Source organism: Anaerococcoides asporogena (genome assembly GCF_029590275.1).
Classification (GTDB): domain Bacteria; phylum Bacillota; class Clostridia; order Clostridiales; family Clostridiaceae; genus JG1575.
On sequence record NZ_CP120965.1, the window covers coordinates 2,965,790 to 2,980,200 of the forward strand.

14 protein-coding genes and 1 pseudogene are annotated in these 14,411 nt (G+C 49.7%); 7 read left to right on the forward strand and 8 right to left on the reverse strand.

Translation table 11 applies throughout. The features are described 5' to 3' along the window. Window positions 1–3: 3 nt before the first annotated feature. Window positions 4–1,626, reverse strand: coding sequence for a chaperonin GroEL (gene groL / locus P6M73_RS13610; RefSeq protein WP_277853575.1), 1,623 nt, complete (start codon window positions 1,624–1,626; stop codon window positions 4–6). A 2-nt stretch (window positions 1,627–1,628) separates the two neighbouring features. Then, complete coding sequence (locus P6M73_RS13615) at window positions 1,629–1,925, reverse strand: co-chaperone GroES (RefSeq protein WP_277853576.1); 297 nt, start codon at window positions 1,923–1,925, stop codon at window positions 1,629–1,631. A gap of 315 nt (window positions 1,926–2,240) precedes the next feature. Here P6M73_RS13615 and P6M73_RS13620 point away from each other — a divergent pair, with 315 nt between their 5' ends. The 3 genes from P6M73_RS13620 to P6M73_RS13630 all read left to right on the forward strand — a co-directional run bounded on the left by P6M73_RS13620 (window position 2,241) and on the right by P6M73_RS13630 (window position 4,559). Further along, window positions 2,241–2,879: a TIGR01906 family membrane protein gene (locus P6M73_RS13620; RefSeq protein WP_277853577.1), complete on the forward strand. Its 639-nt coding sequence runs from the start codon at window positions 2,241–2,243 to the stop codon at window positions 2,877–2,879. Next, window positions 2,876–3,454 (forward strand): LysE family transporter, encoded by a 579-nt coding sequence (locus tag P6M73_RS13625; protein WP_277853578.1) that lies wholly within the window; start codon window positions 2,876–2,878, stop codon window positions 3,452–3,454. Before P6M73_RS13620 ends, P6M73_RS13625 begins: the two co-directional genes overlap by 4 nt. 325 nt (window positions 3,455–3,779) lie before the next feature. Beyond that, complete coding sequence (locus P6M73_RS13630; RefSeq protein ID WP_277853579.1) at window positions 3,780–4,559, forward strand: Ltp family lipoprotein; 780 nt, start codon at window positions 3,780–3,782, stop codon at window positions 4,557–4,559. A 128-nt stretch (window positions 4,560–4,687) separates the two neighbouring features. Here the strand turns inward: P6M73_RS13630 and gltA are convergent, their stop codons facing one another. From gltA to P6M73_RS13645, 3 genes are all read right to left on the reverse strand, one after another. Next, window positions 4,688–6,085, reverse strand: a complete 1,398-nt coding sequence (gene gltA, locus P6M73_RS13635) for an NADPH-dependent glutamate synthase (protein WP_277853580.1) — start codon at window positions 6,083–6,085, stop codon at window positions 4,688–4,690. Further along, window positions 6,085–6,975, reverse strand: a complete 891-nt coding sequence (locus P6M73_RS13640) for a sulfide/dihydroorotate dehydrogenase-like FAD/NAD-binding protein (RefSeq protein WP_277853581.1) — start codon at window positions 6,973–6,975, stop codon at window positions 6,085–6,087. Before P6M73_RS13640 ends, gltA begins: the two co-directional genes overlap by 1 nt. A gap of 352 nt (window positions 6,976–7,327) precedes the next feature. Continuing rightward, window positions 7,328–7,993: a redox-sensing transcriptional repressor Rex gene (locus tag P6M73_RS13645; RefSeq protein ID WP_277853582.1), complete on the reverse strand. Its 666-nt coding sequence runs from the start codon at window positions 7,991–7,993 to the stop codon at window positions 7,328–7,330. A 231-nt stretch (window positions 7,994–8,224) separates the two neighbouring features. Between P6M73_RS13645 and P6M73_RS13650 the strand changes: the two genes are divergently transcribed. After that, the gene (locus P6M73_RS13650) at window positions 8,225–9,628 is read left to right on the forward strand and encodes an ISL3 family transposase (RefSeq protein ID WP_277853583.1); all 1,404 of its coding nucleotides are present in this window, start codon (window positions 8,225–8,227) and stop codon (window positions 9,626–9,628) included. Between the two features lie 208 nt (window positions 9,629–9,836). Here P6M73_RS13650 and P6M73_RS13655 read toward each other — a convergent pair whose 3' ends face one another. Next, entirely contained in the window at window positions 9,837–10,568 is a 732-nt protein-coding gene (locus P6M73_RS13655; RefSeq protein ID WP_277853584.1) for an alpha/beta hydrolase, read from the reverse strand. A gap of 302 nt (window positions 10,569–10,870) precedes the next feature. On the opposite strand from P6M73_RS13655, the gene P6M73_RS13660 reads away from it, so the two are divergent. Beyond that, the gene (locus P6M73_RS13660; protein WP_277853585.1) at window positions 10,871–11,866 is read left to right on the forward strand and encodes a hypothetical protein; all 996 of its coding nucleotides are present in this window, start codon (window positions 10,871–10,873) and stop codon (window positions 11,864–11,866) included. Window positions 11,867–11,943: 77 nt separating this feature from the next. Here the strand turns inward: P6M73_RS13660 and rd are convergent, their stop codons facing one another. Together rd and P6M73_RS13670 are read right to left on the reverse strand one after the other, a co-directional pair. Next, window positions 11,944–12,102 (reverse strand): rubredoxin, encoded by a 159-nt coding sequence (rd, locus tag P6M73_RS13665; RefSeq protein WP_277855782.1) that lies wholly within the window; start codon window positions 12,100–12,102, stop codon window positions 11,944–11,946. A gap of 207 nt (window positions 12,103–12,309) precedes the next feature. Continuing rightward, window positions 12,310–12,483 (reverse strand): annotated as a pseudogene (locus tag P6M73_RS13670) (glutaredoxin family protein); the annotation flags it as partial. A 335-nt stretch (window positions 12,484–12,818) separates the two neighbouring features. Between P6M73_RS13670 and P6M73_RS13675 the strand changes: the two are divergent. Beyond that, a complete protein-coding gene (locus P6M73_RS13675; protein WP_277853586.1) occupies window positions 12,819–13,562 on the forward strand; it encodes a pseudouridine synthase in 744 nt (247 codons plus the stop codon). A gap of 334 nt (window positions 13,563–13,896) precedes the next feature. Then, the gene (gene ispF / locus P6M73_RS13680) at window positions 13,897–14,385 is read left to right on the forward strand and encodes a 2-C-methyl-D-erythritol 2,4-cyclodiphosphate synthase (RefSeq protein WP_277853587.1); all 489 of its coding nucleotides are present in this window, start codon (window positions 13,897–13,899) and stop codon (window positions 14,383–14,385) included. Window positions 14,386–14,411 lie beyond the last annotated feature (26 nt).

Consider the following 14,411-nt stretch of genomic DNA (forward strand, 5'->3'; position numbering starts at 1 on the left):
CGTTTAGTACATGCCTTCCATTCCACCGGGCATGGGAGGCATAGCCGGAGTCGGTTCCTTGATGTCCGCAACGGCACTTTCCGTTGTCAGGAAGGTCGCGGCCACGGAGGCTGCGTTCTGAAGCGCGGAGCGGGTCACCTTGGTCGGGTCCACGATCCCTGTCGCAATCATGTCACAGTATTCTTCCGTTGAGACATTGAAGCCGAAGCCAGGCTCGGAATGCATCACTTTATCCAGAACCACGGAAGCTTCCAGTCCGGAGTTGGCTGCGATCTGGCGGAGTGGTTCCTCCAGTGCTTTCTTAATAATGTTGATACCGATCTGGACATCCGCGTCATCGGCTTTAAGCTCTCCGATCACAGGGATTGTGTTGACATAGGCGGTACCGCCTCCGGCAACAATGCCTTCTTCCACGGCAGCCTTTGTGGCAGCCAGGGCATCTTCCAGTCTAAGTTTCTTTTCTTTCAGTTCAGTCTCAGTCGGGGCGCCCACCTTGATGACGGCAACTCCGCCGGCCAGTTTCGCCAGACGTTCCTGGAACTTTTCCCGATCAAAGTCAGAAGTGGATTCATCATGCTGAGCCTTGATTTGAGCTACGCGGGCCTTAATCTCTTCATGGTCTCCGCGGCCATTGACAATGGTGGTGGATTCCTTGTTGATCCGGACGGATTCAGCGGATCCCAGCATATCAAGAGTTGCTTCGCTCAGGCTTCTGCCGAGTTCTTCGGTAATGACCTGTCCGCCGGTCAGAATGGCGATATCCTGAAGCATTTCCTTTCTGCGATCTCCAAAGCCCGGTGCCTTGACAGCAGCACTGATAAAGGTGCCTCTGAGCTTGTTCAGCACCAAATTGGTGACGGCTTCACCTTCCACATCATCAGCGATGATGAGAAGCTTTCTGCCCTGCTGAACGATCTGCTCCAGAACAGGCAGGATATCCTGAATGTTGGTGAGCTTCTTGTCCGTGATCAGAATATAGGGATTGTCCAGGTAGGTTTCCATCGTTTCCGGATTAGTTGCCATGTAGGAGGAAACATATCCCCGGTCAAACTGCATGCCTTCCACAACTTCCAGTTCGGTGATCATGGATTTGGACTCTTCCACAGTGATGACACCCTCGTGTCCGACCCGCTCCATGGCGTCGGCAATCATGGATCCGATTTCCTCATCGGAAGCGGAGATTGCCGCAACCCGGCTGATATCTTCCTTGCCGCGAATGGCAATGGAATGCTTTTTGATTTCGCCCACAGCAGCATCAACCGCCTGGCGAATTCCACTCCGGATCATCATAGGATTGGCTCCGGCAGTAACGTTCTTGAGTCCTTCGCGAATGATGGCCTGAGCCAGCACAGTCGCTGTGGTGGTACCGTCTCCGGCAACATCGTTGGTTTTGGTCGCAACTTCTTTAACCAGCTGCGCGCCCATGTTTTCAAAAGGATCTTCCAGTTCGATCTCCCGGGCGATGGTCACACCGTCATTGGTGATGAGAGGTGATCCGAATTTCTTATCCAATACGACATTTCTGCCCTTGGGTCCTAAGGTAACCTTAACGGTATTTGCCAGCTGGTCCACGCCGCTCTGCAGCGCCCGCCGGGCTTCTTCCCCAAAAATTATCTTTTTTGCCATGCTTACTTAGCCTCCTCGTCGGTTACGACTGCCAATATATCTTTCTGACTGACCAGGATGTATTCTTCCTGTCTGTGTTTCACATCCGTGCCTGAATACTTGCTGTAAATGACCTTATCGCCTACCCTGACCTCCATGGGCACCAACGCTCCATCCTTCATCTCTCCGGGGCCAACGGCTATGACTTCCGCTTCCTGCGGAGCTTCCTTGGCGGAACCGGTCAGGATGATTCCACCCTTGGTTCTTTCTTCTGCTTCTAATTTTTTCAATAGAACTCTGTCACCTAACGGCTTAATCATGCATAGATCCTCCATTTCAAATTTTTAGCACTCATTGAGAAAGAGTGCTAACATCTATTTCATATTGTAAAAACTTTTCCGCTTTCATGCAATAGGGAAGAGGCTTTCAGTTTTTTCAACTATCCCTAATTATAGCAGATATTATGAAATTATCTTTTAAAAGCTCGTTTTTTCTCCTCTTTTCACCATTCTTCAGCACTCTCGCCCATCCTCTGCGGAATGTTGTGTCCGAAACCCTTGATCTGCTTGAACAATGCCGCATTCAGACGGTACAATGGATTCAATGAATTGCCGATCCGGCACAAGGAGCAACTGATGAAAAAACCACTGACACTCGTCGCCGGCCTGGCCCTGGCGTTTTTTATTCTGACATCCTCCGTCATGCTGACTTTATCCCTCAAAGCCACTTACACCTGGTCCCAACCGGAGATCCGGCAGGTAGAATATCAGCTGGATGATGCCACCATTCGCCGGAACTATGATCATCTCATTGATTACATGTTCCAGGGCAAGGAAGCCAGACTCAGCTTCAGCGGACTGCCGATGAGCCCCCAGGGTGAGATTCACTTCATGGAGGTCAAGGACATCTTCCAGTTCTTCTTCAAGGGCATGATTGTCTCCGGCATCCTGTCCCTGATCCTGGGCGCATACCTGATCAGGCAGCAGCATCCGGAATTCCTGACCCTGGGAACACTGCTCGTGTTCCTGGTTCCAGCCCTCCTCGCCGTACCAGTACTGATCGACTTCAATGCCACCTTCATCAAATTCCATGAACTGGCCTTTTCGAATGATTACTGGATCTTCGATCCCCGCCTGGATCCGATTATCCGATATCTTCCCGAAAGCCTGTTCCTGAAAAACACACTTGTGATCCTGGCATTCATTCTGCTGTGGATTCTCCTGATCCAGATCCTGCGCAAATTGTTGAAACGAAAGATGAGGCGATCCGCATGAATATCCTGAATTTCCTGATATATCTTTGGGTCACAGCGATTACTCCCGGCCCCAATACCATTACCTCCATGACCTTTGGCAACCGTTACGGCTTCCAACGCACCCTGCCCTTTAACTTCGGCATATTCAGCGGCATGCTGACACTGGCGCTTCTGGCAGCCTTTTTGGGCAATGCCCTCATGACTTACCTCCCCAATCTGAAAGATACCCTGAAATGGTTCGGAATCGCCTACCTGCTCTGGCTCGCCTGGCATATCTACAAAGCCGGTCCGCTGTCAGAAAACGGAACGCAGGCCAAAGCCAGCTTCTCCCGGGCTTATCTGCAGCAGTTCATCAACGTGAAGGCCATCCTCTACTGCATTACCTCGATGACCACCTTCGTGCTGCCCCATGTGGAAAATCCTTTGTTCATAGCCTTCAATGCACTCCTTCTGGCTACGATTGCCCTGCTCTCCTCCATGGTCTGGTCTGGTTTTGGCAGTCTGTTTCGAAAACTCTTCCAGGACCACTACCGCCTGGTCAATACCATCCTGGCATTGCTCCTCGTATATTGTGCCTGGACTTTATATCATTAAACAAGACCCACTGGATCAATGACATAACCGTTTGAATAATCCTCCTGAAGTAGAGATGTGCAGTCGCCAAATCTATTTCAGGAGGATATCTTTTGATCCGAATTCAGCTAGGAGGAAATGCTGATGCCATTGAAATGAAACATATTTGGTTTTTGAAGTCCTCCATTAAGCACTCCTGACTCCTATAATATCATTCTCCTCTATATTGAGAATCATGGTCACTCATATTTCTTTTGATCTTTTTCTGATTTAGCACAAAATAACATTGTATTATTTTTTATACAATGTAACATGTTAATTAATAAGATAACCATAGGGGGAGTATATGAATAAAAAAATCAGATTCAGTTTATTGGTGACCCTCATGATTTTTTCCTCCGGATGCAGCAAAGCTCCTGCTGTCACATCCCCGTCCACTGGCATGATCAGGCTTACTTCAGCTACGACCGAACCGGTCCAGACGTCCCAGCCACTACCGGCGGAGACGGCGCCAACTATGACCTCTGCTTCTACTCAACCGGTCACTATGCCTGTGACCATCCCTGAAACCAAACCAGCCACGAAAGCCGGGACGCAACCCGCAACACAACCTGCCACGAAACCAGCCACTCAGCCCGCCACAAAACCAGTCACTCAGCCCACCACAAAACCTGCCACCAAACCAGAACCATCCGTCACCACCGGAGAAATAAATGCGCTGGAAAAAGCGATTGATTACCTTGATTTCATGGCTTTTTCTTATAAAGGACTCATAAAGCAGCTCGAGTTTGAGGGTTACTCAAATGATGAAGCAGTTTACGGCGCAAAAAACTGCGGAGCTGACTGGTCCGCACAGGCAAAACAAAAAGCTCTGGACTATCTGGAGTTCTCAGCCTTTTCGAAAAGCGGATTAAAAAAACAGTTGAAGTTTGAAGGCTTTACCGACACTCAGGCTAAATACGGCGTAGACAATTGCGGAGCAGATTGGTATGAGCAGGCTGTGCTCAAGGCAGCTAATTATTTGGATTTGATGTCATTCTCCCGCAGCGGGCTGATTAAACAGCTCGAATTTGAGGGCTTTACTCATGATCAGGCAGTTCACGGAGCAAAAGAGAACGGTTATTAAGCCTATTACCCAGACAGGCAGAATAAATCCATGAAATTAAGGCTGTACCAGCAATGCTGGTACAGCCTTTTTCATGGATCAGACTCAATCCGGAGAAAGAATTTAGAGGAAGGTCTGACCCTTCTGATTTATTTGTTGAGATAGGTTTCCTTCAGGTACTTGTCCATTCCGGCGGCAGCATTCTTACCTGCACCCATGGCCAGAATAACGGTAGCTGCACCGGTAACGGCATCGCCGCCGGCAAAGATTCCGGGTCTGGTGGTTTCTCCGGTCTCTTCATTGGTGATGAGGCACTGATGCTTGTTGATTTCCAGTCCCTTTGTGGTGGTTGAAATCAGCGGATTGGGTGAAGTACCCAAGGCCATAATGACCGTATCACACTCGATGTCAAACTCACTGTTGGGAACTTCTACGGGACGTCTTCTGCCGGAAGCATCCGGTTCGCCCAGTTCCATCCGAACGCAGCGCAGGCCCTTGACCCAGCCCTTCTCGTCGACGAGGATTTCCACCGGATTGGTCAGGAGTTCAAACTGAACGCCTTCCTCGATGGCGTGATGGACTTCTTCCGCACGGGCAGGGAGTTCTTCCTTGGACCGGCGGTAGACTATAACAGACTCTGAGCCAAGGCGAAGAGCGGTTCTGGCAGAGTCCATGGCGACGTTTCCGCCACCAACAGTGACACAGCGCTTGCCGATCATGATTGGAGTATCAGAATCCTTATCGTAGGCACGCATCAGGTTGCTCCGGGTCAGGAATTCATTGGCGGATGCCACGCCATTGGCGTTTTCACCGGGGATGCCCATGAATTTGGGGAGACCGGCGCCTGAACCGATGAAGAATGCCTTGAAGCCTTCTTCTTCCATCAGTTCGTCGATGGAAACAGTCCGGCCGATGATTACGTTGGTTTCGATCTTCACGCCAAGACGTCTGACGCCTTCCACTTCGGATGCGACAACTTCTTCCTTGGGCAGTCTGAATTCAGGGATACCGTATACCAAGACTCCGCCCGGTTCATGCAGGGCTTCGAAAATGGTAACATCATAGCCTTTTTTGGCCAGGTCTCCGGCAGCGGTCAGACCGGCAGGGCCTGATCCGATGACTCCGACCTTGATTCCGTTGCTTGGTTCCTTTTCATCAAAGGTTACGCCGTTTTTCCGGTTGGTGTCAGCCACAAACCGCTCGAGCTTTCCGATCGCGACCGGGATGCTGCGAATACCGACAATACAGGAACCCTCACACTGGGTTTCCTGGGGACAGACGCGTCCGCACACTGCGGGCAGAGCGGAATCCTGGGAGATAATCCGTCCGGCTTCTTCAATGTTGCCCTTCTTGACTTCCTGAATGAAGGCAGGGATATTGATGGCAACCGGGCAGGCGCCCACGCAGCGCGGAACCTTGCAGTTCAGGCAGCGTTCTGCTTCGGACATGGCTTCTTCCATGTTGTAGCCATAGCAAACTTCTTCAAAATTCGTCGCACGAATCTCCGGAGCCTGTTCTCTTACGGGTACTCTTTCTTTTTTCAGCATTACTTTGTCTCTCCTTCCGCGCAGCCGCTGCTCTTGTGGCTGGCTCCTTCCTCATGTCTGAGCGTCTTCTGACCTTCCTGGGTCTTGTACATGCTCTGCCGTCTCATCGCTTCATCAAAGTTGATCAGAGCGGCGTCGAATTCAGGACCATCCACGCAGGCGAATTTTACTTTATCGCCAACAGTGACACGGCAGGCGCCGCACATGCCCGTTCCATCGACCATGATGGGGTTGAGGGAAACAATGGTATGAATTCCGCGCTTGAGGGTTTCTCTGGCAGCGAACTTCATCATGATCATCGGCCCAATGGCAATGACCATGTCATATTTCTTGCCGCGGTTGTCCACGAGCTCATTGAACATGGCAGTAACCATACCATTGAATCCATAGGAACCATCATCTGTGCAGACAAACAATTCCTTGGCAACGGCTTTCATTTCTTCTTCCATAATCAGTGTGTTGTGGGTTTTGGTACCGATGATAACATCAGCAGGGAATCCGCGGTCCTTCAGGTACTTAACCTGAGGATAAACCGGAGCGGTGCCAACACCGCCGGCAATAAAGAGGATATTGAGCTTGGACAGCTCTTCATCGCTCATATCTACTAATTCTGAGGGTCTTCCCAGCGGGCAGACTACGTCGTGGAAATAATCCCCTTCTTCCATGGCGGCCATGCGCTTGGTGGAGTCACCCAGTACCTGGTAAACAATGGCAATGGATCCCCTTTCCTTGTCAATGTCGCAGACGGTCAGTGGGATTCTTTCCCCTTTTTCATCGAGTCTGACAATCAGAAACTGGCCGGGCTTGGCAGCCTTCGCTGCACGCTTGGCTTCGATATCCATCCAATAGATACCATCGGCCAGGACTTTTTTACTTAATATTTTGTACATCCCTTAATCACCTCTGTATAATATTTTAACAAATTATTCGAAGTTTTTTAATTCACTATTCTTAATTATACCGATTGACAAGATTTATCATAGTCCCTTTTTAAAAGTTTTCATTGTTATTTTATAGATTAGTAGAAAAAATGAGATTTAGTTCCCATTTTTTCTCTTTTTTAAAAATTCAGGTACTAAACTTTCCCATAATGCAAATCTGGCTTTTTTATAAATAACCGACTTTTGAGGAATCTCAACCGAAATTCTGCTGCAGTCCAAAAAACGGCCGGGTTCCATCCGCAGGGAACCGGCCGTTTAAATCATCCCACCAGACAATCACCGAAATCCGGGAGTCGGCAGTTTATTTTGATTTCTTTTCCTTCTTTTCCCGTTCCTTGACCTTGTCATTCATCAGATATACCAGGGTCAGCAAGGAGTCCGACAGATGGACTGACTCCAATGCGATTTCTTTGGGAACCTGAATGTCAATCGGCGCGAAATTCCAGACCCCTTTGACTCCGCCCCTGACCAGTGTATCTACCGCTTTTTGCGCGACAGAAGTGGGAACACAGATGATCCCAATATCAATCTGGTTTTTGGTCAGGAATTCGTCCATGAGGTCGATGTCGAGAATCTCCACATCCCTGATCTGTAAACCGATCAGTTTGGGATTGGCATCGAAAATGGCTTTTAAATCAAATCCGAACTTATCGAATCGGGTATAGTTGGCGATGGCCTGTCCAATATTGCCGGCGCCGACGATGACGGTTTTGTAGCTTTTGTCCAGTCCCAGGATCTTGCCTGTTTCGGTGAAGAGCTCCCGGACATTATAACCATAACCCTGCTGGCCAAATCCGCCGAAGTTGTTGAAGTCCTGGCGGATCTGAGATGCGGTGAAGCCTATTTTCTCGCTGAGTTCCTTGGAAGAAATGCGATCTACGTCATTACGGAGCAGTTCAGCGAGATGGCGGTAATATCTTGGCATGCGTTTGATAACGGCCATTGAGATTCTTTTTTTCTTGTCCATATTTTATCCTCATACTCTTTCTTATTTATGTTTTTAACATTCTTGTAAATATATTAACATAGCTGGCGTAAATGATTAATAGTTTTTTTGGGTCAATCACAAATTCTGTGGGATTGACCGACTAGATCCATTCCCCAAACCGGCATAACATTTGATAATAGAACGAGCCCCGCGCTATGATGGAAATGCATCTGGACGGATGTACAAATCCAAACACAGCGGAGGCTCTGAATGAATTATACACAGGATGAACAAGCTAATACAATCACTGATTCCCAAAATTATCTGCACATCCCTTCGTCTCTTATTGGGTTTACTAATACGCATAGTTCACAGCATACTGCCGTTTCCGGTAAAAGTGTGATTCAGTTTCATGGAGTCCTCAAGCTAGATGACACCGATCGCGCCTGCCCCAACTGCGGGGGCTTCATGCACATTAACAATACGTCCTCATGCAGTCTCTGGCACCTGAACTTCGGGCACACTTATACGTCCCTGGAGTTCGGCAAGAATCAGTTACTGTGCCCAACCTGCGGGATCACCAAGGTCCAACAGGTGCCCTTTCAGGCACAAGGTCATCGGATCTCGCAACCACTTTTGCAATACACCAGGGACCTTCTCGCCATCGGAACCTACAACCTCAAGCAAGTCGCTGAGATTACTGGTCTTGGCAAGAACACAGTCAAAGCGATCGACTTGAAACGCCTGGAGGAAATGTACACCCTGGACGGCAAGCTCACCAAGCCCCAGAGGCAGGCAAAGTACCTCAGTATCGACGAATTCAAGCTTCACCGAGGCCACCAGTACGCCACCCACATCATCGACATAGAGACTGGCCATATCCTCTGGATCGCCCATGGCAAGCGCAAGCAGGTCGTCTATGACTTCATTGAGCACGTCGGTCTCGAGTGGATGGACGGTGTTGAAGCAGTCGCCTCGGACATGAACTCAGACTTCCAAGAAGCCTTTGAGGAAAAGTGCCCCCACATCCAGCCGGTCTTCGACCATTTCCACATCATCAAGAATTTCAATGACAAAGTGGTCGCTGAAGTGCGCAAAGACGAACAGAGGCGTCTTCAGGCGGTGGGTGAGTACAAAGCTGCTGAGTCCCTCAAGAGGACCCGCTATATCCTGATGTCTTCTCGGAAGACGCTGCAGCGCAAAGACCGGGAGGCCGCGGAGGGCAAACCCTTGTCCAAGGGCGGTACGCTCTTCCAAAGGGCAGAGATCACGCGTCGTCCTGGCAGTGAGGAGAAGTACGACCAGCTCATCCAGGAGAACCAGCTTCTGTTCACAGTTGACCTCGTCAAAGAGATGCTCTCGGAGGCGTACAAGGCCGCCAGTGAGCCGGAAATGGCTAGTCTGATCACGGAGGTCATGGAAGTATGCTATGCCTCGGAGAATAAGCACCTGCAGTGGTTTGGGCGCCTGATGGACAGACATTTTGAAGGGATTATAGCTTATGCGACCTACCGTATTTCGAATGGTCAAATCGAGGGGATCAACAACAAGATTAAGACATTACGTCGACAAGGGTATGGCTATCCAGATGATGAATACTTCTTCCTCAAGTTATTCGATATGAGTCGTAAAACGTACGTAAGGAATCCACCATCCCACAGAATTTATGATTGAGCCGTTTTTTTCGAAAACTTTGCTAAAAAACCTAACTTTTTACATTTTCTTTATGATAAGCCAACAAAAAACAGGCTTTCCTGCCTGTTTTGATGATTGATGCCTCCCCGTTTGCCCGTTCAGGACTATTCTTTAACTGAAGAAAATGAAGGGAAACACAAACGGCAGTACGCCGAAAGAATGATATCTGATAATGAATCCTTTATTCCTAATCCCGATTCTTCGAGCTGGTTATTTTTGAAACCAGCATATGGCGGATCTGTTCGGCAAGATCAAAGTCTGAGTCAGCCAGAAGGGAGTCTTCTCCGGTGGTCAGCTCGGCAAGGACGCTCTCCCGGTTCGGGGCAGTCAGATAGACAGTATCGGTTGGGAGTTTCCCTTTGATTTCCTCTATGGTATTTTCGCTGGACTGTCTATCAGCCAGCTGATATAAAACGATCTTGACATCATTGTCATTGAGATTTGCCTGACTGGAGCAGCCGCCGATGAGGATCAGTCCCGCCACCCGTTCCGAACGATCCGCTGCGATGCAGGCTTTTTCCGCTCCGCTGCCCAGTCCGATCGCTACCCAGCCTGTCTGGCTGGAACTGTCAAAGAAATCTTTTCGGTCCGACCGGGACAGCCTGGCCAGTCCCATGGGATACTTGGCTACGCGAACCTCGAATCCATGCCGGGCCAGAGTTTGAGCCAGTGACTCGTACTCCAGCGGATCCTCGTGATCATCCGGGTAAATCATCACGCCACCTTTCAGCTCGGCGGCAGAAGCAACGGTATAAAATTCCCACTTTTGTTCTACCTGACCTGCCAACTTCTGATCAACCATACGAGCCGATGAAGAAGCCGGAGTTCTAAAATGAAACCACAAAAAGACCCCGATCATAAATAGAATCAGAGCCAACGCCAGAGCTGACATTCGATAAAGCGCATTCCGGTTTTTCATGGCTGTAACCTTTCTGTAATAACTACTCAGGGAGATTATAATACACATCACCATTGCTGTAAACTTATTTTATTCCCTGAGGTTGTCACTTCCCCAACGACGGCTCACATACTACGCCCGAATCCGGCCTCCGCTCCCGCCTCAACACGAGAACAGCCGAAGACGCGCCCCTCTCCGCCGGCTGCCATTCCTCGTCAGTCTGATTGAGGATTTCATCGCAAGATCCGTTCCTATGAACGCTTTCTTCGAATTTGTGGTGTATTTGCCAGGGATTCCCCGTATAATGATTATGGTGATTAAAAATGAATAAACAGCAGAACATCCGCTACGTCTTCACCGAGAGGATCAAAGCGGCTGAACAGACCGAGGGAGACCGCGGCCGTCTGCGTAAGGATATCCGGAGCTTCCTGTCTGAGCTGTCAGAATTCAGGATTTCGCTGCGAACACTTTGCGATCAGGAGACGGCGTTTTCCGATCGCAACAAATTATTGAATATCGCACTGGAGCTGATCAATCATGCTCCTACCGCGAGAGCCCTTGTCAGTGCCAGACACCTTCCCGTTGCTGAAACCGCTGAACTGACCGGCTATCCGGCCGACTTTATCCGACAGCACCATGACTATATCGTGGCATATATGCTCCTGTTCGGAACCGAACAGCACTCTTTCCTTTCCCGCCAGCTCTCCATCGGCACGAAACTGGATGGTACCGGCGCGCCCCTGGCCAATAATCTTGGCATCAAGCTGAAAGACTACGGCATTACCTCTGTGGTCCTTACCCCCTATGGCGAATTCCGTTATCTCGAACCTTCCCGCAAGGGAACCGTCCAGGGGGATTTTGTAACTGGCTCCCAACCCATTCTCAAACCCCGCCGCGCCCTGCTGATCGCTTCCGCGGCACTTGGCCTGCTGCTGATCTTTCTGGGCTTTGCCTACACTTTTTATCAGCCAGTTCGCAGTTTCACTCTCATGGGAGGGGTAGAGGCCAGCTTTTCCTTTAACCGGTTCGGTCGGCTCGTGGACATCCAGGGACTCAATCCCAACGGCCGCAGTGTCGTTTCTGATCTGATCCACTCCGACCGCAAGGTGAATTCCTCGTTAGCCCGCTTTCTGGATGCCTCAATTGCCAAGGAAGTCATTGAAAAAAACAGTGATCTCACCCTCATCGTCGTGGAGGGGACCTTCAACGAAAATGACTTCAAGGGCGACGATCTGGAACTTGAACTGAAAGAACATCAGCTCCGCTTAAAAGTAAACCAGGGAAACGGAAACGGATTCATCCTTACTCCTGACCCATAACGGAAGGCAGTGAACCAAACGTCCACTGCCTTCCGTTTTCTATTCCGTTAATGAGCTCGGCTGCTGCGGCCCGGCTGCTATTCCGCTTCGAATTGATCCTTGCCAACGCCGCACAGCGGGCAGACCCAATCTTCCGGAAGATCCTCAAAGGATGTTCCCGGCGCAATGCCGTTGTCCTCATCCCCGACCGCCGGGTCATAAACATACCCGCACACCTGACAGATATACTTCGTCATATTAATTTCCCCCTTGATGCCTTCCGGCTGTACATTTTCTACCGAGTGATCCTCTGCAGGGATCTGAATTTCCTCTTCCACAGCTGCCACCGGGGCAACTTCTTCCGGCACAATTTCCTGCTCGACAATGGTTTCCACCGTTTCTCCAGGCTGTGCCATCATTTTTTCGATTTCCACCGGATCAAATCCTACAAAATAATTCTCTCCGACAAAGATGGCCGGAACACCACGAATTCCCATGGAAACCAGCTTTTTCCGATTCTCCGGTTCTGCTGTGCTTTTCTCTTCGTAGGGAATTCCCTTCGTCTTGAAATAATCCTTTGCCATATCGCAGTAGGGACAGGTTGTTGACGTGTAAATCACAATTTTCTTATCTTCCATATTGTTCCTCCAAAGTTTCTATACTCATTTCATTGAAATTCTAATTTATATTCTGCTTCAGGTCCGGTCTGCAGGAGGACGGATCGTTGAAAGACCTCCCCTGCGGGGCTCCCGTGAAAGCCGCTGTACCCTATCTCCATTTTACTCTGTCCCAGGGCCCTTTGTAAAAGAAAGAGACGCACCTTTACATAACGTTTAAATCTTATTCATAACAGGCGCAACGATTTCCTCTCCATCCACCGGCGGCGTTCAATTCCTGTTTCCTGTTTCTTTTTCCTGTCAAAGGATACTATCATGTATAATGTTGTTATCAATGAACCACAATCGAGGTACCCATGGAAGAAAAAACAACCCGAATCAATAAATTCATCTCAGAATCCGGTTTCACCTCCCGGCGCGAAGCCGATCGCCTGATTGAAGCCGGCCGCGTGGCCATCAACGGCGTCGCGGCGGAGAAAGGATCGAAAGTCCGTGAGGGGGATCTGGTAACAGTGGACGGACAGCCTTTGAAAAAGAAGGAGAAACACGTCTATCTGGCGTTCAACAAACCCCGCGGCCTGGAGACGACGACCGACGAGTCCGTCAAGGACAATGTCATTTCCTACATCAGCTACCCGGAACGAATCTTCCCCATCGGCCGGCTGGACAAAGATTCCCAGGGGCTTCTGCTGTTTACCGATGACGGGGACATTGTCAACCGGATTCTACGCAGCGTCAACAACCACGAAAAAGAATACATCGTCACCGTCAATCAGCTCATTACAACGGATTTCCTCAATGGCATGGCCGGCGGAGTGCCAATTCTGGATACCGTAACCAAGCCCTGCACCGTCGAACAGCTGTCTACCCGCCAGTTTCGCATCATTCTGACCCAGGGCCTCAACCGCCAGATCCGGCGCATGTGCGAGTATTTCGGTTACAAGGTCGTCAGCCTGCGGCGCATCCGGATCATGAACATCAAACTGGGCGATTTGCGGGAGGGAGCCATTCGCCATCTGTCACCACTGGAAATGAAGGAATTGGATAACCTGCTGCAAAATTCCATCAAGCATTTCACGGCGGAAGATACTATGGAATAAACGAATCATGTTGCAACTTGTGAAATAACTAAAAATGAAAACAACTGTTCAGTTATGCACATTTTGCACAGATCTCTGTGGATAAGTCCCTGTTATTTTGTGCAGAAGTAAAATTCCCGTAAATTTATTAGCAGATATTTCATAGATTTCCGCCTTGATTTTAATGGTAATCTGTAGTAAAAAGACGTTTTATTTAGAACTAAAACAAACAAGAAAAACTCTAAATGCATATCTATGCATATTCTGTAGTATAAATGTCCGGTACCCGTCTCTGAGTTATAGAACACAGGATTGATGCCTTGGACCGAAAAGCCAAAAGGAGAGATCGAATACCATGAGAATCGGAACAGGTTATGACGTACATCGCTTAGTGTCGGATCGCCCCCTGATCATCGGCGGAGTCAACATCCCCTTTGAACTGGGTCTGGCCGGCCACTCCGATGCCGATGTGCTTCTGCACGCCATCGCAGATGCCCTGCTGGGCGCCGCTGCCCTGGGGGATATCGGCAGCCATTTCCCAGATACCGACCCCGCCTATGCCGGAGCAGATTCTCTGGAGCTGCTCCGCCGTGTCGGATTGCTGTTGAAGGAATCCGGCTATCAGGTAGCTAACCTGGACTCCACCGTCCGGGCGCAGCGTCCGAAACTCCGCCCGCACATTGACGCCATGCGCGAAAAGATCGCGCAGGCACTGGCGCTTCCGCTGAACTGTGTCAGCGTGAAAGCTACAACGGAAGAAGGTCTTGGCTTCACCGGTGAGATGAAAGGCATCAGCGCAGAGGCCGTCTGTCTGATTGAGCCCGTCCGCAACTGGTCCGACTGATTCGATGCCGGGACATCCCCGTTGAA

What these genes read in the sequence shown, in the direction of transcription:
- groL (WP_277853575.1), bottom strand. Translation starts at nt 1,626, where the DNA reads ATGGCAAAAAAGATAATTTTTGGGGAAGAAGCCCGGCGGGCGCTGCAG.
- P6M73_RS13615 (WP_277853576.1), bottom strand. Translation starts at nt 1,925, where the DNA reads ATGATTAAGCCGTTAGGTGACAGAGTTCTATTGAAAAAATTAGAAGCA.
- P6M73_RS13620 (WP_277853577.1), top strand. Translation starts at nt 2,241, where the DNA reads ATGAAAAAACCACTGACACTCGTCGCCGGCCTGGCCCTGGCGTTTTTT.
- P6M73_RS13625 (WP_277853578.1), top strand. Translation starts at nt 2,876, where the DNA reads ATGAATATCCTGAATTTCCTGATATATCTTTGGGTCACAGCGATTACT.
- P6M73_RS13630 (WP_277853579.1), top strand. Translation starts at nt 3,780, where the DNA reads ATGAATAAAAAAATCAGATTCAGTTTATTGGTGACCCTCATGATTTTT.
- gltA (WP_277853580.1), bottom strand. Translation starts at nt 6,085, where the DNA reads ATGCTGAAAAAAGAAAGAGTACCCGTAAGAGAACAGGCTCCGGAGATT.
- P6M73_RS13640 (WP_277853581.1), bottom strand. Translation starts at nt 6,975, where the DNA reads ATGTACAAAATATTAAGTAAAAAAGTCCTGGCCGATGGTATCTATTGG.
- P6M73_RS13645 (WP_277853582.1), bottom strand. Translation starts at nt 7,993, where the DNA reads ATGGACAAGAAAAAAAGAATCTCAATGGCCGTTATCAAACGCATGCCA.
- P6M73_RS13650 (WP_277853583.1), top strand. Translation starts at nt 8,225, where the DNA reads ATGAATTATACACAGGATGAACAAGCTAATACAATCACTGATTCCCAA.
- P6M73_RS13655 (WP_277853584.1), bottom strand. Translation starts at nt 10,568, where the DNA reads ATGAAAAACCGGAATGCGCTTTATCGAATGTCAGCTCTGGCGTTGGCT.
- P6M73_RS13660 (WP_277853585.1), top strand. Translation starts at nt 10,871, where the DNA reads ATGAATAAACAGCAGAACATCCGCTACGTCTTCACCGAGAGGATCAAA.
- rd (WP_277855782.1), bottom strand. Translation starts at nt 12,102, where the DNA reads ATGACGAAGTATATCTGTCAGGTGTGCGGGTATGTTTATGACCCGGCG.
- P6M73_RS13675 (WP_277853586.1), top strand. Translation starts at nt 12,819, where the DNA reads ATGGAAGAAAAAACAACCCGAATCAATAAATTCATCTCAGAATCCGGT.
- ispF (WP_277853587.1), top strand. Translation starts at nt 13,897, where the DNA reads ATGAGAATCGGAACAGGTTATGACGTACATCGCTTAGTGTCGGATCGC.